The 22007-nt window shown below is 67.9% G+C and carries 20 protein-coding genes and 1 pseudogene; 12 read left to right on the forward strand and 9 right to left on the reverse strand.

Features of this window, described 5'->3' with window-relative positions; translation table 11 throughout:
* The first annotated feature begins 27 nt into the window (after positions 1-27).
* From ACH82I_RS15835 to ACH82I_RS15850, 4 genes are read left to right on the forward strand one after another with little or no spacing between them, the layout of a single operon-like run.
* Positions 28-978, forward strand: coding sequence for an aldo/keto reductase (locus ACH82I_RS15835; protein WP_230744819.1), 951 nt, complete (start codon positions 28-30; stop codon positions 976-978).
* Entirely contained in the window at positions 975-1574 is a 600-nt protein-coding gene (locus ACH82I_RS15840; protein WP_413334002.1) for a hypothetical protein, read from the forward strand. Before ACH82I_RS15835 ends, ACH82I_RS15840 begins: the two co-directional genes overlap by 4 nt.
* Positions 1571-2650 (forward strand): tRNA (adenosine(37)-N6)-threonylcarbamoyltransferase complex transferase subunit TsaD, encoded by a 1080-nt coding sequence (gene tsaD / locus ACH82I_RS15845; protein ID WP_413334004.1) that lies wholly within the window; start codon positions 1571-1573, stop codon positions 2648-2650. Before ACH82I_RS15840 ends, tsaD begins: the two co-directional genes overlap by 4 nt.
* Positions 2637-3191 (forward strand): NUDIX domain-containing protein, encoded by a 555-nt coding sequence (locus ACH82I_RS15850; RefSeq protein WP_230744822.1) that lies wholly within the window; start codon positions 2637-2639, stop codon positions 3189-3191. The genes tsaD and ACH82I_RS15850 overlap by 14 nt, the downstream gene beginning before the upstream one ends.
* A 94-nt stretch (positions 3192-3285) precedes the next feature.
* On the opposite strand, the gene ACH82I_RS15855 is transcribed toward ACH82I_RS15850, so the two are convergent.
* Genes ACH82I_RS15855 through ACH82I_RS15870 form a run of 4 tightly spaced genes read right to left on the reverse strand, consistent with a single transcriptional unit; the run spans position 3286 to position 8244 of the window.
* Complete coding sequence (locus ACH82I_RS15855) at positions 3286-4413, reverse strand: glutamate--cysteine ligase (RefSeq protein ID WP_413334006.1); 1128 nt, start codon at positions 4411-4413, stop codon at positions 3286-3288.
* A gap of 44 nt (positions 4414-4457) precedes the next feature.
* On the reverse strand, positions 4458-5555 hold the full coding sequence (locus ACH82I_RS15860; RefSeq protein WP_413334008.1) for an ABC transporter ATP-binding protein: 1098 nt from the start codon (positions 5553-5555) through the stop codon (positions 4458-4460).
* An 8-nt stretch (positions 5556-5563) separates the two neighbouring features.
* Complete coding sequence (locus ACH82I_RS15865; RefSeq protein ID WP_413334010.1) at positions 5564-7189, reverse strand: xylulokinase; 1626 nt, start codon at positions 7187-7189, stop codon at positions 5564-5566.
* Positions 7186-8244 carry a sugar-binding transcriptional regulator gene (locus tag ACH82I_RS15870; RefSeq protein WP_413334012.1) on the reverse strand — a complete coding sequence of 353 codons (1059 nt, stop codon included), beginning with the start codon at positions 8242-8244 and terminating at the stop codon, positions 7186-7188. The genes ACH82I_RS15865 and ACH82I_RS15870 overlap by 4 nt, the downstream gene beginning before the upstream one ends.
* Before the next feature lie 120 nt (positions 8245-8364).
* Between ACH82I_RS15870 and ACH82I_RS15875 the strand changes: the two genes are divergently transcribed.
* From ACH82I_RS15875 to ACH82I_RS15895, 5 genes are all read left to right on the forward strand, one after another.
* Positions 8365-9723: an ABC transporter substrate-binding protein gene (locus ACH82I_RS15875; protein ID WP_230744827.1), complete on the forward strand. Its 1359-nt coding sequence runs from the start codon at positions 8365-8367 to the stop codon at positions 9721-9723.
* A 104-nt stretch (positions 9724-9827) separates the two neighbouring features.
* Complete coding sequence (locus ACH82I_RS15880) at positions 9828-10778, forward strand: carbohydrate ABC transporter permease (protein WP_413334014.1); 951 nt, start codon at positions 9828-9830, stop codon at positions 10776-10778.
* Positions 10775-11710 (forward strand): carbohydrate ABC transporter permease, encoded by a 936-nt coding sequence (locus ACH82I_RS15885; RefSeq protein ID WP_413334016.1) that lies wholly within the window; start codon positions 10775-10777, stop codon positions 11708-11710. The genes ACH82I_RS15880 and ACH82I_RS15885 overlap by 4 nt, the downstream gene beginning before the upstream one ends.
* Complete coding sequence (locus ACH82I_RS15890) at positions 11707-13239, forward strand: mannitol dehydrogenase family protein (protein ID WP_413334018.1); 1533 nt, start codon at positions 11707-11709, stop codon at positions 13237-13239. The genes ACH82I_RS15885 and ACH82I_RS15890 overlap by 4 nt, the downstream gene beginning before the upstream one ends.
* A gap of 68 nt (positions 13240-13307) precedes the next feature.
* Entirely contained in the window at positions 13308-14936 is a 1629-nt protein-coding gene (locus tag ACH82I_RS15895) for a glycoside hydrolase family 3 N-terminal domain-containing protein (RefSeq protein ID WP_413334020.1), read from the forward strand.
* 153 nt (positions 14937-15089) lie between these two features.
* On the opposite strand, the gene ACH82I_RS15900 is transcribed toward ACH82I_RS15895, so the two are convergent.
* The 3 genes and pseudogenes from ACH82I_RS15900 to ACH82I_RS15910 form a co-directional block, all read right to left on the reverse strand.
* Positions 15090-15923: a sulfurtransferase gene (locus ACH82I_RS15900; RefSeq protein WP_413334022.1), complete on the reverse strand. Its 834-nt coding sequence runs from the start codon at positions 15921-15923 to the stop codon at positions 15090-15092.
* An 89-nt stretch (positions 15924-16012) separates the two neighbouring features.
* Entirely contained in the window at positions 16013-16237 is a 225-nt protein-coding gene (locus ACH82I_RS15905) for a THUMP-like domain-containing protein (RefSeq protein ID WP_413336772.1), read from the reverse strand.
* A 504-nt stretch (positions 16238-16741) separates the two neighbouring features.
* Positions 16742-17395, reverse strand: a pseudogene (locus ACH82I_RS15910) (class I SAM-dependent methyltransferase); the annotation flags it as partial.
* Between ACH82I_RS15910 and rsmA the strand changes: the two are divergent.
* The 3 genes from rsmA to ACH82I_RS15925 are packed head-to-tail and all read left to right on the forward strand — an operon-like array spanning position 17307 to position 19929.
* Positions 17307-18263: a 16S rRNA (adenine(1518)-N(6)/adenine(1519)-N(6))-dimethyltransferase RsmA gene (gene rsmA / locus ACH82I_RS15915; RefSeq protein WP_230744834.1), complete on the forward strand. Its 957-nt coding sequence runs from the start codon at positions 17307-17309 to the stop codon at positions 18261-18263. The pseudogene ACH82I_RS15910 and the gene rsmA overlap by 89 nt on opposite strands.
* A complete protein-coding gene (locus ACH82I_RS15920) occupies positions 18260-19210 on the forward strand; it encodes a 4-(cytidine 5'-diphospho)-2-C-methyl-D-erythritol kinase (RefSeq protein WP_230744835.1) in 951 nt (316 codons plus the stop codon). Before rsmA ends, ACH82I_RS15920 begins: the two co-directional genes overlap by 4 nt.
* Complete coding sequence (locus tag ACH82I_RS15925; RefSeq protein WP_230744836.1) at positions 19207-19929, forward strand: FadR/GntR family transcriptional regulator; 723 nt, start codon at positions 19207-19209, stop codon at positions 19927-19929. Before ACH82I_RS15920 ends, ACH82I_RS15925 begins: the two co-directional genes overlap by 4 nt.
* Positions 19930-19954: 25 nt before the next feature.
* Here ACH82I_RS15925 and ACH82I_RS15930 read toward each other — a convergent pair whose 3' ends face one another.
* Both ACH82I_RS15930 and ACH82I_RS15935 read right to left on the reverse strand, forming a co-directional pair.
* On the reverse strand, positions 19955-21358 hold the full coding sequence (locus tag ACH82I_RS15930; protein WP_230744837.1) for a GntP family permease: 1404 nt from the start codon (positions 21356-21358) through the stop codon (positions 19955-19957).
* Positions 21359-21376: 18 nt separating this feature from the next.
* Complete coding sequence (locus tag ACH82I_RS15935) at positions 21377-21892, reverse strand: gluconokinase (protein ID WP_230744838.1); 516 nt, start codon at positions 21890-21892, stop codon at positions 21377-21379.
* Between the last annotated feature and the right edge of the window lie 115 nt (positions 21893-22007).

Raw genomic sequence — 22007 nt, forward strand, 5'->3', positions numbered from 1 at the left:
GTGCAGACCAAAGGGTAGGCTGGAGACATGACACGAGTGCAATTGGCAGACACCGATCTTATGGTCCATCCTCTTCAGCTGGGTGGCAATCCCTTCGGCTGGGGAGCGGATCGGGAACAGAGCTTCGCAGTCCTCGACGCCTATGCCGAAGCGGGCGGAAACTTCATCGACACGGCCGATGCCTATTCCGTCTGGGTCGAAGGCAACTCGGGCGGAGAATCCGAGACCATCATCGGCGAATGGATGAAGGCCCGCGGCAACCGCGACGAGATGGTCATCGCCACCAAGGTCGGCATGCATCCGAAGCACAAGGGACTCGACCCGGCCAATATCCGCGACTGCATCGACTCCTCGCTGCGCCGTCTGGGCACCGACCGCATCGACCTCTACTACGCGCACCTCGATGATGAGGACGTCGACCAGGTCGCCGTCGCGGAGACCTTCGACGCCCTCGTGCGATCCGGCAAGGTCAGCTACCTCGGAGCATCGAACTTCAGCCTCGAACGCCTGCAGTCGGCTAGGCGGGTCAGCGCGAAGTATTCGCTCGCCTGCTATCGGGTCGTCCAGGACCGCTACAACCTCGTCTCCCGTGGAGCCGTCGATGAGCAGAAGCAGGCGTATCTGCGCAGCGAAGGCATCGCCGAACTGCCCTTCCACTCCCTGGCCTCCGGCTTCCTCACCGGCAAGCACACCGGAGGCGACGCCACGGGCAGCGTGCGCGGCGAACGGGTGGCCGATTTCCTCGAGAACCAGGAGGCGCTGCGCACCCTGGAGATCCTCGACGATGTGGCCGCTGCCCACAATGCGAGCCTGACTGCAACCGCCATCGCCTGGCAGCTCAGCCACGATTTCATCCCCTCGACGATCGCCTCTGCGAGGGTGCCCGAACAGCTCACCGAACTGCTGGTCGGAACCGAACTGGAACTCAGCCACGACGAGATCTCGGCGCTCGGCAGCGCCTGGGCGGAGGAATCATGACCACCACAAGCCCGCGCCTGGTCACCTGGGAGAACGGCACCGACCTCGTCATCGAGCTGCCGCTCGACGTCGAACCCGCAGCGGTCTGGGCGAAGCTGACCGACAGGGAAGAGGCCGGCACCTGGTTCGCCCCCTTCCGTGTCGAGAGCCCCGACGGCGAACCGGACGAGGACTCCGAAACGGAGAGCGACACGGATCCCACCGGAGACACGGATCCCACTGGAGACGCGGATTCCGCGGGTGACGCGAACCCGCGCATCATCTTCGACCTGGGGGAGGCGCAGCTGGAAGGCGTCATCCTCAGCAGCGAGGTCGAGGACCACGTGCTCGTCGAGCTCGACGACTTCGGCGTGCTCGGCTTCCAGCTTCTGCCCCTCGAACTCACCGACGGTGCCGCGACCCTCCTCGTCTTCACCCAGTCGGCTCCCGATGTCGAGAGCGCCCGGCTCAAGGCCGCCGACTTCGGTCCGATGTGGGACACCCATCTGCGCCTCTTTGCCCGCAGCTTCGGCCTCGAGGTGACCGAGGCGAGCGAACCCGAGCTGCTCGAACGCTACGCCGACCTCGAACTCGAGGACGGCAGGGACGCCGAATGAGCGAACCGCTCGTTCTCGGCATCGAATCCTCGTGTGACGAGACCGGAGTCGGGATCGTCCGTGGGCGGACGCTGCTGACGAACACGGTCTCCTCCTCGATGGACGAACACGTCCGCTTCGGCGGGGTCGTCCCCGAGGTCGCCTCCAGGGCCCATGTGCAGGCGATCGGCCCCGCCATCGCCTCGGCGTGTGATGAAGCCGGTGTAGACCTCGGCGACCTTGACGCGATCGCGGTCACCGCGGGCCCTGGACTCAGCGGCGCCCTGATGGTCGGGGCCGGTGCGGCCAAGGGACTCGCCGCGGCGCTGAACCTGCCGCTCTACGGCGTCAACCACCTCGCCGCGCACGTGGCCGTCGACCTCGTCGCCGAGGACATCGACGGACTGACCACGCCGACGATCGCCCTCCTGGTCTCCGGCGGGCACACGGAGATCCTGCGCATCGGCGATGTCGTCGAGGACATCGAACTCCTCGGCGCCACCATCGACGATGCCGCCGGAGAGGGCTTCGACAAGACCGCCCGACTGCTCGGGCTGAACTATCCGGGCGGACCGAACATCTCGAAGGCCGCCCTCGGACTGCTCGACGGCACCGGGGCCCCCGGGGATCGCTCCCTGGTGCGGTTCCCCCGCGGGCTCGCGAAGAAGCAGGACCTCAGGGACCCCGAGCGTCGGTACAATTTTTCTTTCTCCGGGCTGAAGACCGCGGCTCTGCGGGAAGTCACGAAGGCCGAGACGCTGGGTGCGGACCTGCGGGTGGCCGACATCGCCGCCGGGTTCGAAGACGCCGTCGTCGACGTGCTCGTGACCAAGACGCTGCTGGCCGCGGCAGACACCGGCATCGACCACATCGTGCTCGGCGGGGGAGTCGCGGCGAACACACACCTGCGTGAGGTGCTCGCGGACAGATGCGCCGAGGCGGGCGTGCGTCTGCGCGTGCCGCCGCTCAAGCTATGCACCGACAATGGCGCGATGGTCGCCGCGCTCGGCGCCGAACTCGTCTCCCGCGGCATCGGACCCAGCGACCTCTCCTTCGCTGCCGTCTCCTCTCTGGATGTGGACCATGTCCTCGTCTGAGAGCCCGGACCGCGAGGCCGCGGAGCAGAACGCACAGGCGGCGAACTCGACGCGACTGCCTGCGGGGCGACCGCCTCGGCGATCGGGTGACGGATGGACGTGGGGCTCCGACGGGCGGAAGCACTGGGGACTCAACGGCGCCGCCGGCCTCATGCTCCTCGACCCCGAGCAGGGAATCCTCATGCAGCACCGCGCCCTGTGGTCGGTCGAAGGCGGCACCTGGGGCTTCCCCGGCGGCGCCCGCGACCTCGGCGAATCCGCGATCGATGCGGCGATCCGCGAGTCCTGGGAGGAAGCCGGGGTCCCGGATCCGGACGGGGAGGGGATCGAGATCCTCGAGACCCATGTCCTCGACCTCGGCGACTGGTCCTACACCACGGTCATCGCCCGCACCCTGCGGCACTTCGACCCGGTCATCAACGATCCGGAGAGCATCCAGCTCTCCTGGGTGCCGATCGAGAGCCTCGACGACTACGAGCTGCACTCGGGGGTCGCCTCGGCGCTGCCGCGGCTGCTGGAGATGCTGCGCCCGCACCTGTGAGGTGAGTCGGTCCGCCGACGAACGGGCTGCGTGTCCAAACACGCGTGTGCACCGCCGTGACTGGACGTGCAGCCTGTGTCTCGACGAACGGGCTCTAGGTGTACGAGGTCCGCAGCTCCCTGATCAGGGAACGGGTCACCTCGGTGAGGGAACCGGTCGAGGCGAACACCTTCTGCAGGCGCTGATAGGCCACCCCGCGCTCGACGATCGTCGTGATCGAGCCCAACTCCTCGAGGCAGCCGAGGCGTTCGGCCACTGGGGTCAGCCGTTCGACCTCGTCGGCGAGGCATTCGGTGACGAGGCGCTCATCGGCCGCGGCGTTCTCGATGATGATCGCGTCCATGCCGTAGCGGGCGGCGCGCCATTTGTTCTCGTCGTGGAACCAGTCGGGCATCCGCGGCAGGGTCTCCCCGGCGTCGAGGCGCTCCGAGAGATCGTCGACGAGGCACTGGATGAGCGCCGTGATCGCCACGATCTCCTCGAGGGTCGGCAGTCCGTCGCAGACCCTGACCTCGACGGTGCCCCAGTGCGGTGCGGGGCGGATGTCCCAGCGGATCTCGTTGATGTGGTCGATGATGCCGGTGGTGAGCATGTCGTCGACGTACTTCTCGTAGTCGGCCCACTCCTCGAACTGGAACGGCAGTCCGGCGGTCGGCAGCTGCTGGAACATCATCGCCCGGTTCGAGGCGTAGCCGGTGTCCGTGCCGCCCCAGAACGGGGAGGACGCGGAGAGCGCCTGCAGGTGGGGGACGTAGGCGAGGAGGGCGCCGATGATCGGCAGCACTTTGTCGCGTGAGTCGATGCCGACATGGACGTGGACACCGAAGATGAGCATGTTCCGACCCCACCACTGGGTGCGATCGACGAGCTCGAGGTAACGGTCTTTGGCCCTGACCTCCTGCGACTGCCACTGCGCGAAGGGGTGGGTGCCGGCGGACATGAGCTCGACCCCGCGGGCCTCGGTGAGGGTGCGCAGGGCGCCCATGGAACCGGCCAAGTCCTCGGCGATTCCGGCGACCTGGGTGTGGACTCCGGTGACGAGTTCGATGGTGTTCGTCAGCATCTCGCCGACGATCTGCTTCTCGAACGCCGGCGCGTGTTCGGCGACATCGGCCAGCAGCGTCTCAGCGGCAGGGGTCAGATCAAGGCTCTCACCATCCAGGAGAGCCAGTTCCCACTCGACGCCGAGGGTGGAGCGGGGTGAACGTGCGAAATCGACCATGGGTCGATCTTAATGGTGCGCAGGCCGTTTGCCCGACTGCGCCGTCACGCTGCCGCGTCGACCGCGTCGCTGAGCCGAGCCCCGGACTGCGAGTCGAAGAGGTGGATGCGGGAGATCTCCGGCACCACCCGCACCGTGTCGTTCCGTGAGACCTGCGTGCGGCCGCCGACCCGGGAGACGATGGCCGAATCGATGCCCGGTTCGCTCGCCGTCCCGTGCACATAGGCATCGGCGCCGAGCTCCTCGACGAGATCCACCCGCACCTCGAGCCCGCCGGAGTCCTCGATGCGGAAGTCCTCGGGGCGCACCCCGAGGGTGACGCTCTCACCGGTCAGCTCGGATCGTTGAGTGTCCGTGAGGCGGATCGAAGTCTCGCCGAGGCGGATCGTCCCGTCAGTCACGGGCAGTTCGATGAGGTTCATCGCCGGGGAACCCATGAACCCGGCGACGAAGAGATTGGCCGGGTGATCGTAGAGCGCCCGCGGGGTGTCGACCTGCTGCAGTCGACCGTCGGCGAGCACGGCGACCCGGTCGCCCATGGTCATCGCCTCGACCTGATCGTGGGTGACGTAGACGGTGGTGACGCCGAGGCGGCGGGTCAGGGAGGCGATCTGCGCACGGGTCTGGACCCGCAGCTTGGCATCGAGGTTCGACAGCGGCTCGTCCATGAGGAACACCTGCGGGGACCGTACGATCGCCCGCCCCATGGCCACGCGCTGCCGCTGACCGCCGGAGAGGGCCTTCGGCTTCCGGTCGAGATAGGGTTCGAGGTCGAGCAGACGCGCGGCCTCCCGCACCCGCTCCTCCCGGTCGGACTTGGACACGCCGGCGATCTTCAGCGCAAACGCCATGTTCTCCCCGACGGTCATATGCGGGTAGAGGGCATAGTTCTGGAACACCATCGCGATGTCCCTCTCCCGCGGAGACAGACCCGTGACGTCGTCCTCACCGATCCTGATGTGCCCGCCGTCGACGGGTTCGAGGCCCGCGAGCATCCGCAGGGTGGTGGACTTCCCACACCCGGAGGGGCCGACGAGGACGAGGAATTCGCCATCGGCGATATCCAGGCTGATCTCGTCGACGGAGGGAGTGAGCGCCTCTGGGTACTGGCGCATTGCCTTATCGAAGCTGACTGTTGCCATGGTGAATCTCAACCTTTCACGGGTGGCTGTGCACCCGAGGATCCGCGGTGATCATTCTCGGTGGGACTGCTCGGTGTGGTGGGACTGTTCGGTCTGGTCGGAGTACTCGGCATGTTCGGGTTGCTCGGTGAGGTTGGTGTGCCGACCCGGGAACCGGCGCGGGCGTATGAGTGGTACTGATCCCTGACCCCGGACGGGCGCGGGTGGAGGGTTGCGACGAGTTCGACCGGCCACCTCGGCGGGGTTCCGGTCAGCGTCCATGCGGCCTGGCGGGCGGCGCCGATGGCCACGTATTCGGCCTGTTCGGGGACGTCGATGGGGACGGTGAAGACGTCCCTGGCGACCTCCCTGACGGCCGGATTGCGGGCGGCGCCGCCGATGAGCAGCAGGCGTTCGGCGTCCACCCCCTGGGCCAGCACGGCGTCGAGTCCGTCGGCGAGTCCGCAGAGCATGCCTTCGACGAAGGCGCGGGCGACATTGCCTGCCCGGGAGTTCGCCAGGGTCATCCCCTCCAGCCGGGCCGTGGCGTCGGGAAGATTGGGGGTGCGCTCGCCCTCGAAGTAGGGCACGAGAGTCAGCCCGCCCGCCCCCGAGGTCGAGGACAGGGCCAGGGCCGCGACCTCTTCGTGGCTGGCGCGCAGCATCTCGGTGGCCGAATCGAGGACCCGGGCGGCGTTGAGGGTGGCGACCAGCGGCAGGCGTCCGCCGTCGGCGGAGGCGAAGCCGGCGACCGTCCCGGTGGGATCGCTGATCTCGAGTCCGGTGGGGCTGAACACGGTGCCCGAGGTGCCGATCGAGACGACGACATCGCCGGCGGCCGCGCCGAGTCCGAGTGCCGCGGCCGCATTGTCCCCGGCCCCGGGCCCGAGCAGAATGCCCTCAGGGGTGGTCCCGGCGCTCTCGTGCGGTCCGAGCACGCGGGGAAGAATGATCGGGGCCTCGCCCGCCGAGGTGGGGGTGGGGTCGGTGCCAGGTGTCGCCGAGGTGGGGACGGCCTCGCGGGCGGGTCGTCCGAGGATCGCGTGGAAGAGCGGGAGGTCGTAGCGGCCGGTCACCGCGGAGAAATAGGCGGTGCCGCTGGCATCGGAGGCGTCGGTGACGAGTGCGTCGAGGTCAGGATCCAGCCGGCCACGGTCGCCGGGGCCATAGCCGAGCAGTCGCCAGGTCAGCCAGTCATGGGGCAGCGCGACCGCGGCCACCCGGGCGGCGTTCTCGGGTTCGTGATCACGCAGCCAGCGCAGCTTCGCCCCGGTGAAGGAGGCGACGGGCACGATCCCGACGCGGTCGACGAAGGCGTCGACGCCGAGCTCGGCGATGAGCTCGCGGGCGGCGGCTCCGCTGCGCAGATCGTTCCACAGCAGCGCATCCCGGATCACCCGGCCTTGGGCATCGAGGGCGATGAGGCCGTGCTGCTGGCCGCTGATACTCAGCGCCGCGACATCGTCGAGCCCGCCGGCTGCCTCGATCGCCGCCTGCAGCGCCGCCCACCACTCCTCGGGATCGACCTCTGTACCCGGCGGATGCGCGGCGGTGCCGCTGCGCAGGATCTTCCCCGTCTCGGGGTCGGCGATGACGAGCTTGCAGCTCTGCGTCGAGGAGTCGACTCCGGCGACCAGGGTGCGAGGGGCACTCATCGCTGTTCCTCGGCGTGGTCGCGGGATCCGTCGACTCGTCGTTCCGCCAGTCGGGCCGTTTCTTCTTCGGACTCTGCCCCCACCTCGGCGAGCACGGCCCTTGCCAGCTCCTCGTCGACGATGGCGACGTCGAGGATACCGGCGGCGCAGGCGGCCCGGACGGCGTCGGCGCGCTCGATGCCCCGGGCGACCCCGACGGTCTTCGCGGCCGCGCGCAGCTGGTCGAGGGTGATGGCGATGACCCGATCGTCGATCGTGTCGACATCGGTGCCGGCGGAGTCGAAGAGACGCCCGGACACCTCGGCGGCGGCACCATCGGCCACACCCGCACGACGCTGCGCGGGACTGCACTTCTCCCACACCGAGGACTGCTCCGCGGCCCACGGCGCCACCGAGACCACAGCGAGGTCGAGGTCATCGGCGGCGGCGAGGGCACTCGAGATCTCGGGCAGGGCACGCAGATCCGCGGCGGTGTCCGCCTCGGTGACGAGCAGGGGAGCGGGCAGGCGGACCATGGTCACGGCCGGGTCCTGGCCGAGCCGGGCGAAGATTCCGCCTCCCGGGCGGGCCGTGCCGAGTTGCAGCGCCCCGGCGACCTGGACGATCGTGCACCGGGGGAGGGCAGGAGCGAAATCCGCGGCGGCATCGAGGGTCCGCGACCACGCGAGGCCGATGCGCATGCCGGTCCGCGCCTGCCGGGCGACATAGGCCAGGGCCGCCCGCCCCATCCGTTGGGACGGGTCCTCACCTTCGGCGATGTCGACGATCACTGCGGAGTCGAGCCCGAGGGCGGCGGCGAACTGCTCGGCCAGACCGTCATCGGCGGCGGGTTCGGCCTCGATCGAGATGGTCACGACCCCGCTGTCCACGGCCTCTTGGAGAAGTCGGGCGACCTGAAACCGGCTGAGGCCATGGGTTTTGCCGATGTCGACCTTCGACCTGCCCAGGACGTAGTGGTCTCGGGCCAGCTGAGCCAGGAACCGGCGGTGTCTGGCGGTGGGGACTGTGTCCATGGCCCTCCCTTCGGGATCGACGGCGACCTCGTTATCGCTCATCTGTGATCTGTTGCACATCTGATTAAACCATGACACAGTATTGCACATGTGAGCGCATATGCTCATATGTTACTCGGAAGCGAATTCGCGATCCCGCAATGAAGAGGGAAGGCAAACACGATGAAGCACTCAATCACCGGGCGAGGCGCCGCGGCGGTGGCCATCGGCGTGGTCGGAGCACTCACACTCGCCGGCTGCGGCGGCGCGGGAGGCAGCTCGAGCGGCGGGAGCAATGAGGAGGTCAACGTCCTCATGGTCAACAACCCGCAGATGCAGGACCTGCAGAAGCTCACCGCCGACCACTTCACCGAAGACACCGGCATCAAGGTCAACTACACGGTCTTGCCGGAGAACGAAGTCCGCGCGAAGATCGGACAGGAGTTCTCCGCCCAGGCCGGCAACTACGATGTCGCCTCGATGTCGAACTACGAGATCCCCACCTATGCGAAGAACGGCTGGCTGACCCCGCTCGACGAGGGCGTTGCCGATGCCGAGGGCTTCGAGCAGGACGACATCCTCGCCCCGATGGCCGAATCGCTGACCTTCGAGGACCAGATCTACGGCGAACCCTTCTACGGGGAGGGCTCGTTCCTCATGTACCGCAAGGACATCTTCGAGAAGGCCGGCGTGACCATGCCGGACAAGCCGACCTGGGACGAGGTCGCCGATCTCGCGGCGAAGGTCGACGGCGTCGAGAAGGGCACGAAGGGCATCTGCCTGCGCGGACTGCCGGGCTGGGGCGAGATGTTCGCCCCGCTGACGACCGTGGTCAACACCTTCGGCGGCACCTGGTTCGACGAGGACTGGAATGCGCAGGTCGATTCGCCCGAGTTCAAGGAGGCGACGAACTTCTACGTCGACCTCATCAAGGAGCACGGCGAGTCCGGCGCCCCGCAGGCCGGCTACACCGAATGCCTGACCAACCTGCAGCAGGGCAAGGTCTCGATGTGGTACGACTCGACGGCCGCCACCGGCACGCTCGAAGCCGATGACTCCCCGGTCAAGGACAAGATCGGCTATGTCGCCGCCCCCGTCAAGGACACCGACTCGAGCTCCTGGCTCTACACCTGGGCCTGGGGCATCCAGGATGCCGGGAAGAACCAGGACGCGGCCAAGCAGTTCGTGGCCTGGGCGTCCTCGAAGGACTATGAGGAGACCGTCGCCGAGGAGCTCGGCTGGCAGCATGTGCCCGCCGGCAAGCGCACCTCGACCTACGAGAACCCCGAGTACCAGAAGGCCGCCGAGCCGTTCTATCAGCAGACCGAGGACGCCATCAATTCGGCCGATCCGAAGAGTCCGGGCGTGCAGCCGCGGCCGACGCTCGGCGTGCAGTTCGTGACGATTCCCGAATTCGCGGATCTGGCGACGGGGATCTCCGAGGATGTCAGCTCGGCCATCGCCGGTCGCACCACGTCCGATGCGGCCCTGGAGAAGGGCCAGAAGGAAGCGGAGAAGGTCGCGGACAAGTACCAGAAGTGATCCCGCCGGTCCGGGCGGAGGCGCGAGTCGCCTCCGCCCGGGTCCCGGACCCCTCGCGTCCGGACGTCCGTCCCCGCTCTCACCCCAGCCTCGGAGGTTGTGAAATGTCAGCTCCAGCCGCGCAGTCAGCGCCGGCCGCAGATCGCCCGCCTCGGGTGACGCCCGCCGCCAAACCCAGTGCCCGGGAGCGGTGGTCGAAACGCGCCCCGATGCTGCCGGCTCTGCTCTTCGTCATCGTCGTCACCCAGATCCCGTTCGCGATCACCATCATCATCTCGTTCATGAGCTGGAACGCCGCCTATCCGGACGACATCGCCTTCGGCACCCTGAGCAACTACATCGCTGTCTTCACCGATGCGAACCTGCTCCGGGCCGTGTTCGTCACCGTGGGTCTGACCGTCGGGGTCGTCCTCGTCTCGGCCCTGCTCGGGCTGCTCATCGCGCTCCTCCTCGACCGGAAGTTCATCGGCCGCGGCATCGTCCGGACTCTGATGATCACCCCCTTCCTCGTCGTGCCGGTGGCTGCGGCGCTGCTGTTCAAGCACGCGATCTTCAACCCCTCGTACGGTTTCCTCAACGGCCTGCTCACCACCGTCTTCGGTGAGGGCGCACCGCAGCCGGATCTGATGAGCTCCTCTCCGCTGCTCGGCATCGGCATCGTCCTCGTCTGGCAGTGGACTCCGTTCATGATGCTCATCATGCTCGCCGGACTGCAGTCGCGGCCGATGGACGTCTACGAAGCGGCCCTGGTCGACGGTGCCGGACCCTGGCAGACCTTCCGCTTCATCACCCTGCCCCACCTACGCCGCTACATCGAACTCGCGGCACTGCTGGGCACCATCTACATCGTCCAGAACTTCGACATGGTCTTCACCATGACTTCCGGCGGGCTGGGCACAGCGACCCTGCCCTACGTCATCTACCAGGAGTTCTTCGTCGCCCAGGACTACGGAGTCGCCTCGGCGGTCGGCGTCATCGTCGTCATCGCCTCGCTCATCATCGCCACCTTCGCCCTCCGGACGGCCTCGACCCTGCTCAAGGAGGAGAACTCATGAGCACCCAGCACAGCACCGCCTCGGCGGACATCGCTTCAGCCGGCACCGCCACCTCGGCGAAGGCCCACGAGCCCACCCCGAAGGCGAAGGCCCAGCGGCGTCCCGGGCAGGGCCGGACGGGTAAGATCCTGCTCGGACTGCTCGCTTGGGCCATCGCCCTCATCTTCGTCTCCCCGCTGCTGTGGATGCTGCTGACCAGCCTCCACGCGGAGACCGACGCCTCGACGAACCCGCCGAGCTACTTCGCCCCGCTGACCCTTGACTCCTACATCAACTTCTTCGGCGGCGGCAACGGCGCGAACCCCTGGCCCTTCCTCATCAACTCGGCATTCGCGGCGATCGTGTCGACGCTCATCGTCCTCGTGCTCTCGACCATGGCCGCCTATTCGCTGGCGATCCGGCGGATCCAACGCTGGTCCGACGTCCTCTTCTTCCTGCTCTCGACGAAGATGCTGCCGATGGTCGCGGGCCTGCTGCCCGTCTACCTCGTCGCGAAGTCCTTCGGAATCCTCGACACGTGGCTGCTGCTCATCATCATCTACACGGCGATGAACATGCCGATCGCGGTGTGGATGATGCGCTCCTTCCTCGCTGAGGTGCCCCTCGAGGTGCTCGAAGCCGCCGAACTCGACGGGGCCCGCCTGCCGCGCGTGTTCGTCCAGATCCTGCTGCCGCTGACCGCACCCGGACTGGCGGCGACGGCCCTGATCTGCTTCATCTTCTCCTGGAACGAACTCCTCTTCGCCACCGTGCTGACCTCGACGGCGGCATCCACGGCACCGGTCTTCCTGACCAGCTTCGTCACCTCCCAGGGCCTGTTCCTGTCCCAGGTGTGCGCGGCCTCGCTGATCATCTCCGTGCCCGTGCTCGTCGCCGGCATCGCGGCGCAGGACAAACTCGTCCAGGGTCTGTCGATGGGAGCCGTGAAATGAGCACCGAAGCACACCCGCGCCGAGGCGGTGCGACCCTGCCGCTGCGCACCTCGAACCTCGAGGCCATCGCCGCGAACGATGTGGCCGTTCCCGCCTACGACCGGGCGGCGGTGAGGCCGGGAATCGTCCACTTCGGGGTCGGCGGCTTCCACCGCGCCCATATGGCGATGGTCCTCGACGACCTGATGAACGCAGGGGAGGCGATGGACTGGGGCATCATCGGCGCCGGGGTCCTCCCACACGATGTGGGAATGCGTGATGCACTGGCCTCCCAGGACCACCTCTACACGCTCACCCTCAAACACGCCGACGGCACCAGGGAGCGCCGCGTGATCGGGTCGATCATCGACTACCGCTTCGCTCCCGATGACCCGCAGGGGCTGCTCGCCCTGCTCGCCGATCCGGCCATCCGCATCGTCTCTCTCACCGTCACCGAGGGCGGCTACAACGTCAACCCGGTCACCGGTGAGTTCATCGCCGACGATCCGGACGTCGTCGCCGATGTCGAGGCTCTGAGCGCCGGTCGGACACCGGCGACCGTGTTCGGCTTTGTCATCGCAGCGCTGCGGCTCAGGCGCGAAGCCGGAACCACCCCGTTCACGGTCCAGTCCTGTGACAACATCTCTGAGAACGGACACGTGGCCAAGAGGATGTTCGGGGCCTTCGCCCGACTCCTTGATGCGGAGCTCGCCGAGTGGATCGAGACCTATGTCGACTTCCCCAACTCGATGGTCGACCGCATCACCCCGGCCACGGCCGATGCCGACCGGACGGAGCTGGAGGATGAGACCGGCATCATCGACGCCTGGCCCGTCGTCGCCGAACCCTTCTTCCAATGGGTGCTCGAGGACTCCTTCACCGACGGTCGACCCGACTACGAACGGGTCGAAGTCCAGGTCGTCGACGATGTCCGACCCTACGAGCACATGAAGCTGCGCCTGCTCAACTCCGGACACCAAGGCCTGGCCTACTTCGGAATCCTCGCCGGACACACCTATGCTCACGAGGCCATGAACGATCCGAACATGACCGCCTACCTGCGGCGCTACATGGACGAAGAGGGCACACCGAGCCTCGAACCTCTGCCGGGAATCGACCTCGAGGCCTACAAAACCACGCTCATCGAACGCTTCTCCAACCCCGAGGTCCGCGACACCCTGGCCCGCCTCGGCGCGGAATCCTCCGACCGCATCCCGAAATGGCTCGTCCCTGTCATCAACGACAACCTCGCCTCCGGGGACCCGGTCGAGGTGGCGGCCGCGATCTGTGCCTCCTGGGCCCGCTACGCCGAAGGCACCGGCGAACACGGCGAGGCGTTCACGATCGTCGACCGCTATGCCGACCGGCTTCGGGAGATCGCCGGAACGCAGGATGAGGATCCGCTCGCCTTCCTCCGCCAGGAGCAGTTCTTCGGCACGCTGGCCGAGGCGCCGCGCTTCACCGAGCCCTACCTGACGGCACTGCGCTCGCTGCACGAACGCGGAGCGGCCGAGACCCTCCGCCTGCTCGCCGCCCACGAGGAGCTCTGAGGCACTTGCGCGGAGCTGTGAGTCACCCGCGACGCCGTGGGTTCAGCTTCGGCGTTTAGCATGGTGGCATGCGACCCAGACTCGGCATCATCGCTCTGACCACCGCGCTCGCCCTGGCCGGCTGCTCCGGCGGATCTGCGGAGAGGGATCCCGGTGCAGAATCCGGCGGCGAGGCGCAGTCGGGTCAGGCTCAGGCTGAGAGCACTCCGAGCCCGGAGCCCAGCGAGGTCGAACCCGCGGACTTCGCGGATGAAGCGAAGGACATCGTCGCGGACTTCTCGGACGAGGAGCTCGCCGGATCGCTTATCATCGGCACCTGGTCGGGCACCGACACCCAGACCGCGGTGAACATGGTCGAGGGCAGCCACCTCGGCGGGGTCATCGTGATGGCCGACAACCTGCCCGAGAATCCCACCTCCGACCAGGTCACAGGCGTGACCGAAGCGATCAGCGGAGCGCGGACGAAAGACCAGCCGGTGTCGATCGGCGTCGATCAGGAGGGCGGTCCCGTCTCCCGGCTGAGCACCGCGGCACTGCCGTTCCCGCCGCTCATGGCCTTCGGCGCGGCCGACGACTCGGAGCTCACGCAGACCGCGACGAAGGTCCAGGGTCAGAACCTCACCGACCTCGGCTTCACCATCGACTTCGCCCCCGATGCCGACGTCACCACGGGGGAGAAGGACGTGGCGATCAACGTCCGCTCCGCCGGCGATGACCACAAGCAGGCCGCCGAGGTGGTCGGCGATGCGACGACCGGGTATCGCCTCGGAGGGGTTGCGGCCTCGGCGAAGCACTTCCCGGGCCACGGTCGCCTGGACGTGGACTCGCACAAGAGCCTGCCGGTGTCGAAGAAGAGCATCGACGAGCTCGCGGACACGGACCTGCTGCCTTTCGAATCCGCCGTCGACGCGGGCATCCCAATGGTCATGATGGGCCACATCGGGCTGCCCGATGCGAAGACCACCCCGGCAACCCTGAACAAGAAGGCCTACGCGGCGCTGCGGGACAAGCTCGACTTCGACGGCGTCATCGTCACCGATGCCCTGAACATGGAGGCCGTGGACCAGAACCTGTCCGGGGGAGAGACCGTCAAGGCGCTCGCCGCCGGGGCTGACCTCGCACTCATGCCTCCGGACTCCGCGGCCGCGCAGAAGGCCGTGGTCAGCGCCCTGGGCGACGGGACTTTGAAGAAGGACGATCTGGTGGCCAAGGCCGAACGCGTCGTTGCGATGCAGTTGGCCACCGCCGAGGTCCAGAAGTCAGTCGGGGACTCGGGGTCCGAGGCGGAGGCGGACGGATCGGAGGATCCGGAGAAGGTGCTCACCGAGGTGGCCGAGAAGTCCCTGACCGTGCTCAAGGGCAAGTGCTCGTTCGTCGGCACGGATGCGATCTCCATCGTCGGCGGCAGCGAGAAGGAGAAGGCCGCGCTGACCGAGGCCGCGAAGAAGGCTGGGCTGGAGGTCGGTTCCGGTGGCACGAGCGTGAGTCTGAGCCCGGGCACCTCCGCCGAGGTGGCCGTGGGCACCGCTGCCCCGTGGACGATGCGCAGCACCTCGGCGAAGTCCGCGGTCACCGCTTATGACTCCAACCCCTATGCGCTGGGCGCCGTGGCCAAGTGGCTCAAGGGCGATCTCGAGGCCTCGGGTCAGCTGCCCGTGGACTACGAGGGCAGGGACAAGGCTCCCGACTGCGGGTGAGGTCGATTCATCTGTCGAGTTGAGGACGATCTGTGTCGGGAATGTCGGGATCTTTCGACACGGATCGTCCTGAACTCCTCGGGGAGTGGCTGGGGAGCTCGGCGCGCAGGCCGCTGAGCTCAGGCAGTGGGCGGGGAGCAGGTCGAGGAGGGCTCAGGCCCCGGTCTCGACGGGGCGTTCAGGGTCCGATGACCAGCCGGACCAGCTGGCAGGGTAGAGGCTCGCTTCGACGCCGAGGCTCGCCAGGGCCAGTGCATTGTGGCAGGCCGTGACCCCGGAACCGCAGTAGACGCCGACCGGCTGCTCGAAGGCACCGAGTTCGGCGAACCTCTTACGCAGCTCCGCCTCGGCGAGGAATTGACCGTCCGGGGCGTTGCCCGTGGCCGGGGCGTTCTTCGCTCCGGGGATGTGACCGGCCTGCGCATCGAGGGGCTCGGTCTCACCGCGGAAGCGTTCGCCGGCCCGCGCATCGAGGAGGACCCCGGTCCAAGCGGCCGCGTCATCGGCGTCGATGACGGGCAGAGAGTCGGGCGTGATGGTCACCTCGCTGGGTTCCACGCTCGCGCCCGGCCCGGTCTCGACCTCGCCTCCGGCGGCACGGTAGGCCGCGAGACCACCGTCGAGGACCCGGCCGGACAGTCCCGCCCAGCGCAGCAGCCACCAGGCGCGGGCGGCGCCGAGCCCGGAATTGTCGTCGTAGACCACGACCTCGGTGTCGGAGTCGATGCCCCAGGACCGCACGCTGGCTTCGAAGTCCGCGGGCCTCGGCAGCGGGTGGCGCCCGGCAGTGGGATCGGTGTTCGAATGATCGGCGAGCTCGGTGTCGAGGTCGACGTAGATCGCACCGGGGATGTGCCCGGCGGCGAAGTCGTCCCGGCCATCCGGCTTGGGCAGGGTCCACCGCACGTCGAGCAGCCTCGGCGCGGATTCGGAGGCCAGGAGCGGGAGCAGTTCATCGGCGGTGATGAGGACCTCGGAGCGGGTCATCTCGGTTCTCCTTGATTGAAGTGGTGGCGTGATCGGGGTGGTGACGTGGTTGGCGGTGGTGACGGTTGGGGCCGGTCAGAGTGGACCGGTCAGACCGGGTTGGTCAGGAGCACGACGTGCTTTCCGCCCAGTCGGGTGAAGATGAGGGTGGCCTTCTCGCCCTTGGGCAGCTTGAGTTGGCGTCTGACCTGGTCGGGGACGATGTCGGCCCCGCGCTTCTTGATCACGACCGAGCCGATTCCGCGCTCGATCAGCTCCTTGCGCAGACTCGGGATCTTCGCCGGCAGCGTGTCGATGATCTCGAAGGCGCGCACCCCTGCGGCGGCGGGACCGGACGGTTCGACATCTGTGGTCAGGTACGCGATCGTCGGGTGGAGTCGGCGCGCCTGCAGCGGCCGGCACAGAGCGGTGACGAGGCCGGCGCGGACGATCGCCCCATCGGGTTCGAGCAGATAGCTTCCGAGTTCGCCGATCCCGTCCTCATCATCGTCCGGCAGATCATCCTCGTGCACGAGCAGGGTGCGCTCAGCCATGACCAGCGCGCTGCGGCCGGTGCGCTGCCGGGCCTCGCCGAAGTAGAGGCAGACCTCGACGACCTCGCCGGCGTGGGAGACCCACTGCGCTTCGGCCTCGTCGGGGATGAGTTCGTGTTCGAGAGCGGGCCCGAGCTTGACGCCCGCGGCCTTCGCAGCGATGGCCTTGTCGACGACCCAGGACAGAGACGGGGAGAAGTCTTCGGGATCGGTGATCCGAGAGGTCGATCCGCGCTTGTCGGCCTTGCCTATCGTGCGCCGGGCCGGGTCGAACCACAGGGCGTCGAAGCCTGCGGTGTCGATGTCCTCGGCGCGGGCGTGTTCGACGGAGACGTCGGGGAGATGCCGGAGGTTGAAGGCGGCGATGGCGGCGGTGACCTCGTCGGAGTCCACGGCGGTGACCTTGGCTCCCATCCCGGCGAAGGCGATGGAGTCGGCGCCGATCCCGCAGCCGAGGTCGGCGATGCGTGAGCCCTCTGCCGACTCGCCGAGGAGGCGGCGGGCATGGTGCGCGGCCACCGGCAGGCGGGTGGCCTGGGCCAGGCCGTCACGGGTGAAGAGCATGTCCTCGGCGAAGGGGCCGAGCTTCGTTGCCGCCTCCGTGCGCAGCTGCGCCTGCGTGAGCAGGCCCGCGGTCACCTCGGCGGAATAGCCTTCCTTCCGCAGCGCCTTCGAGCGGGCGAGCTCCTCGGCGGGCAGCTCGTCGATGCGGTCGAGCCGATCGAGGACGGAGACGTCGAGGAGTTCGGTTAGTGTCTGCGGATCCATATCGCTCACCCTATCGCCTGGCGGGGACTGTGCCGTGTGTTCGGTGATTGTGCCTGAGAACCAGTGATGTAAGTTGTTTGCTGTGACGTTATTGACCGCTCGCGACATCCGCGAAATCGCTGCCGACATCGGTCTGCGCCCGACCAAGCAGAAGGGCCAGAACTTCGTCATCGACCCCAATACCGTGCGCTCGATCGTCACCGCCGCCCGCCTCGAACCGGCCAGCAGCGTCGTCGAGATCGGTCCAGGGCTCGGTTCGCTGACCCTCGGACTGCTCGAGGCCGGGCACCGCGTCACCGCCGTCGAGATCGACGAGGTCCTCGCCGCGCGGCTGCCGGACACGATCGAGAAGTACGGGGATTCGGAGGCCACCGCGAACTTTGACCTCGTCAACGCCGATGCCCTCAAGGTCACCGTGCTGCCCGAGGCCCCCGACACCCTGGTCGCGAACCTGCCCTACAACGTCGCCGTGCCCGTCCTCCTGCACTTCCTCGAGATCTTCCCGAGCCTGTCCTCGGTGCTTGTCATGGTCCAGCTCGAAGTCGCCGAACGCCTCGCGGCAGACCCGGGCTCGCGCACCTACGGGGTGCCGAGCGTCAAGGCCCAGTGGTACGGCAAGGTCGGCCTCGCCGGTCGGATCGGCAAGAACGTGTTCTGGCCGGCTCCGAACATCGACTCCGGGCTCGTCCACATCGACGTCAGCCGCACCGACCGTGACCCCGAGCAGCGCAGACGCCTGTTCGGCGTCGTCGACGCGGCCTTCGCCCAACGCCGCAAGACCCTGCGCGCCGCGCTGGCCGGTTGGGCCGGCAGTGCGGCGCGAGCAGAAGAACTCCTCATCGCCGCGGGCATCGATCCGAAGACCCGCGGTGAGGCCCTCGGCGTCGCCGACTTCGAGCGGCTCGCCCAGGTGGCTGCGGACCGGCCCGCTGGAGACACCGGCTCGGACCAGCCTGCCGGGGACTCGGCCGCTGCGGACCAGCCGGGCGCGGACCGGCCCGGCGCGGACCGGCCAGCCCCGGAGAACGGCCGGACATGAGCACCCAGCTGCGCCCGCGCTCGGGAACCCTGGCACCGGTGAAAGTGCGAGCTCCGGGGAAGATCAACGTCCACCTCGGCGTGGGTCCGGTCGATGACGACGGAGACCACGAACTGGCCACGGTGGTCCAGGCGCTCAACCTCGGCGAGACCCTCACGCTCATCCCCGGCGGAACCTCCTCGATCGTCGTCACCGGACGCTACGGCGACGACGAGGTGCCCGGGGGCGAAGCGAACCTGGCGCGCCGGGCCGTCGGCACGCTCATCACCGCGCTCGAGGACGAACGCGACGTCGACGTCCTCCGCGACCTCGACATCGTCATCGACAAACAGGTGCCCGTCGGCGGCGGCATGGGCAGCGGTTCCGCCGATGCGGCCGCCGCACTCTGCGGTGCCGCGCACCTCGTCGGGGGAGTCCCGGACGGACTGCTCCGCGACTGCGCCGTCGAGCTCGGGGCCGATGTCGCCTTCCTGCTGCGCGGGGGCACGGCCATCGGACACGGCCGCGGGGAGAGCCTCAGCCCCGTCCTCACCCGCGGATCGTTCCACTGGGTGATGGCCACCTCGGCGCGGCAGCTGCCGAGACCGCAGATCTACGCGCGCTTCGACGAGCTCAACCCCGAACCCGAAGCCGTCGAGGTGCCCGCAGAGGTGCTCACCGGGCTCGCCGCCGGCGACCCGGACGCACTGGCCACGGCCGCCGCGAACGACCTCACCGAGGCCGCCGTCGCCGTCATGCCGGAACTCGCCGAAGTGATCGACGCCGGCCACGACGCCGGTGCCCTGCTCCCGCTGCTCAGCGGATCCGGGCCGACGATCGGCTTCCTCGCCCGCGATGCCCGCCACGCCCTCGACCTCGCGGTTCTGCTGCAGGCCACCCGCGGAGTCAAGGAGGCGCTGCGGACGATCGGTCCCGCCCCAGGCGCGCACGTGGTGGAGAATCCGTGACGTCGAATCGTCTCAATCTCCATGAACATCTGCGGGATCAGATCGGCCAGGACATCGTCGCCGGTCGGCTGGTCGCCGGGACGATCATCAGGGCCGAGGATCTGCGGGCACGCTACGACGTGTCGCTGTCGGTCGTGCGCGAAGTCGTGCGCGTCCTCGAATCACTCGGCATGCTGCGGCCCGTGAAGCGGCTCGGGCTCGTCATTCTTGCGATGTCCGAATGGACACTGCTCGATCCGCTTGTCATCCGGTGGAGAATGACCGAGGCTCCGGCGGGACAGCTGCGCTCGCTGACCGAGCTGCGCGTGGCCATCGAACCCGAGGCGGCGGCGCTGGCGGCTCAGTACGCCCCGGCCGAGGCCGCCGAGGAGATCATGACCCTGGCCGCCCGGATGCGCTCGAGCGGTCGGCAGGGGGACGTCGCAGCGTTCCTCGACGTCGATGTGGCCTTCCACCGGGCGGTCCTCGGGGCAGGGGGCAATGAGCTCTTCGCCGCTTTCGACACAGTCATCGGTGAGATTCTCGCCGGACGCACCGGAGCCGGACTCATGCCGCAGTTCCCACACCCCGACGCCCTGCAGTGGCACTTCGATGTGGCCGACTCCATCGGACGGCAGGACCCGGAGAAGGCCAGAGAGGCGATGGCGAAGATCGTGGCGAAGGCCGATGACGAGATGGGCAGCGTCTGGGCCGACGAACCTCGGCGCCCGCGCCGCTGAGGGCGTCGGGTCCGGCGCCCGCGCTTCAGAACAGGCTGACGATACCGTAGAGGGCGAGGCTGAACGCGAAGCCGACGGTGCCCAGCAGCGTTTCCGCGACCGTCCATGTCTTCAGCGTCGTTTTCGTGTCCATGCCGAAGAATCGGGAGACCAGCCAGAAGCCGGAGTCATTGACATGGCTGGCGAACACCGATCCGGCAGCCAGCGAGAGCACGATGGCCACGACCTGCAGGCTCGAGAAGTCCGGATTGCCCACGACGATCGGCTGCACGAGCGCGGCCGCCGTGGTCAGCGCCACTGTGGCCGAACCCTGCGCGATTCGTACGATCGCTGCGATGACGAAGCCGGCGACGATGACGGGGAGTCCGAGAGCTGCGAGCGAATCGGCGAGGGAGTCGCCGATGCCGCTGGCACGCAGAACACCGCCGAACATGCCGCCGGCGCCGGTGATGAGGATGATCGAGCAGACCGGGCCGAGCGCTGAGTCGGCGACTGTCTCGACGAGACTGCGGCCCTTGTTCTGCCGCCACCCGAGCAGCCACATGGCGAAGACAACGGTGATGAGCAGCGCGATCGGGGTCTCGCCGAGCAGCCGCAGGGACGCAATGAGCGTGGATTCGGTGTCGACCCAGCCGGCCTCTCCAGCGAAGTTGAGCCCGGTGTTGAGGAAGATGAGCACAAGGGGAAGGACGAGGAGGAAGACGACCTGGCCGAGCCTCGGTTTGGAGGAGAACTCGGCGAAGGCGTCGTTCTTCCCGCCTGAGAGGACGTCGGGAACAGTGACGTCGATGCGTCTGCCGATGATGAGTCCGAAGAGATAGCCGGTGAGGTACCAGGAGGGGATCGCGATGATGAGCCCGCAGATGAGTACGAGTCCGATATTCGCTCCCAGCAGACCGGAGGCGGCCACGGGACCGGGGTGCGGGGGCACGAAGATGTGCATCGCGGAGAACGCCATGGCCGCGGGCATTGCGTAGAGGAGAAGGGATCCGCCGAGCCGGCGCGCGATGGTGAAGATGATCGGCAGCATGACGACGAGGCCGGCGTCGAAGAAGATCGGGAACCCGAAGAGCAGGGAAGTCACGCCGAGCGCCAGCGGTGCCCGCTTCTCTCCGAATACTCGGATGAGGGCGTCGGTGAGCACCTCGGCGCCGCCGGAGAGCTCGAGCATGCGCCCGAGCATCGCGCCGAGTCCGACGAGCAGGGCGACGCTGGCCAGAGTGGAGCCGAAGCCGTCGTAGAGAACGTCGATGAGATCTCCGGGACGGATGCCCGAGGCCAGGGCGGTGAGCACGCTGACGATGACGAGGGCGATGAAGGCATGCAGCCGAGCCTTGATGATGAGCAGGAGCAGGAGGGCGATGGCCAAGGCGGCGAGTCCGAGGAGTGCCGGCGAGGACAGGGTCCAGGCTAAGTCGAGATCGGTCATTGTTCCTCTTCCTTGAGGTCAGGTGGACGGGTGGGCGGATAGGCAGTCGAGGATGGCGTCGAGGACTTCCGGGATCGGCTGGTCGACGTCGACGACGGCGTGGGCTTCCTCGGGTGCGAGAGGTTCGAGCGTGGCCAGCTGGGAGTCGAGCAGATCAGGGGACATGAACTCGTGGTCGCGGCGGGCCAGGTGTCGGGCGATGACCTCGCGGGGACCGTCGAGGTGGATGAAGAGGAGGTCGGGCGCGGCCGTGCGCAGCAGATCGCGGTAGGAGCGCTTGAGGGCCGAGCAGGCGATGACCGGCGCCGGAGCACGTGCGGCTTCGGCGGCCACGGACTCCAGCCACGGGGCGCGGTCATCGTCGTCGAGCGGTGTGCCCGAGGCCATCTTCGCCTTGTTCGCCGTGGAGTGGAGATCGTCGGCATCGACGAAGCGACGGTCGAGGGCCTGCGCCACCTGCGCGCCGAGGACGGTCTTGCCGGTTCCCGAGACACCCATGATGACGAGCGGTGAAAGGGAAGGGCTGTGGCCCATGTCGGAAACCTCTCGATAAAATATGAGGAAAAACCTATAATCAGCTAATAAAACAGATTTATTGCACCGTAGTGCTGGTGGCGAGAGACTGTCAATACCAGCGCTCCCAGGAAAG

Source organism: Brevibacterium sp. GP-SGM9 (genome assembly GCF_047300845.1).
Classification (GTDB): Bacteria; Actinomycetota; Actinomycetes; order Actinomycetales; family Brevibacteriaceae; genus Brevibacterium.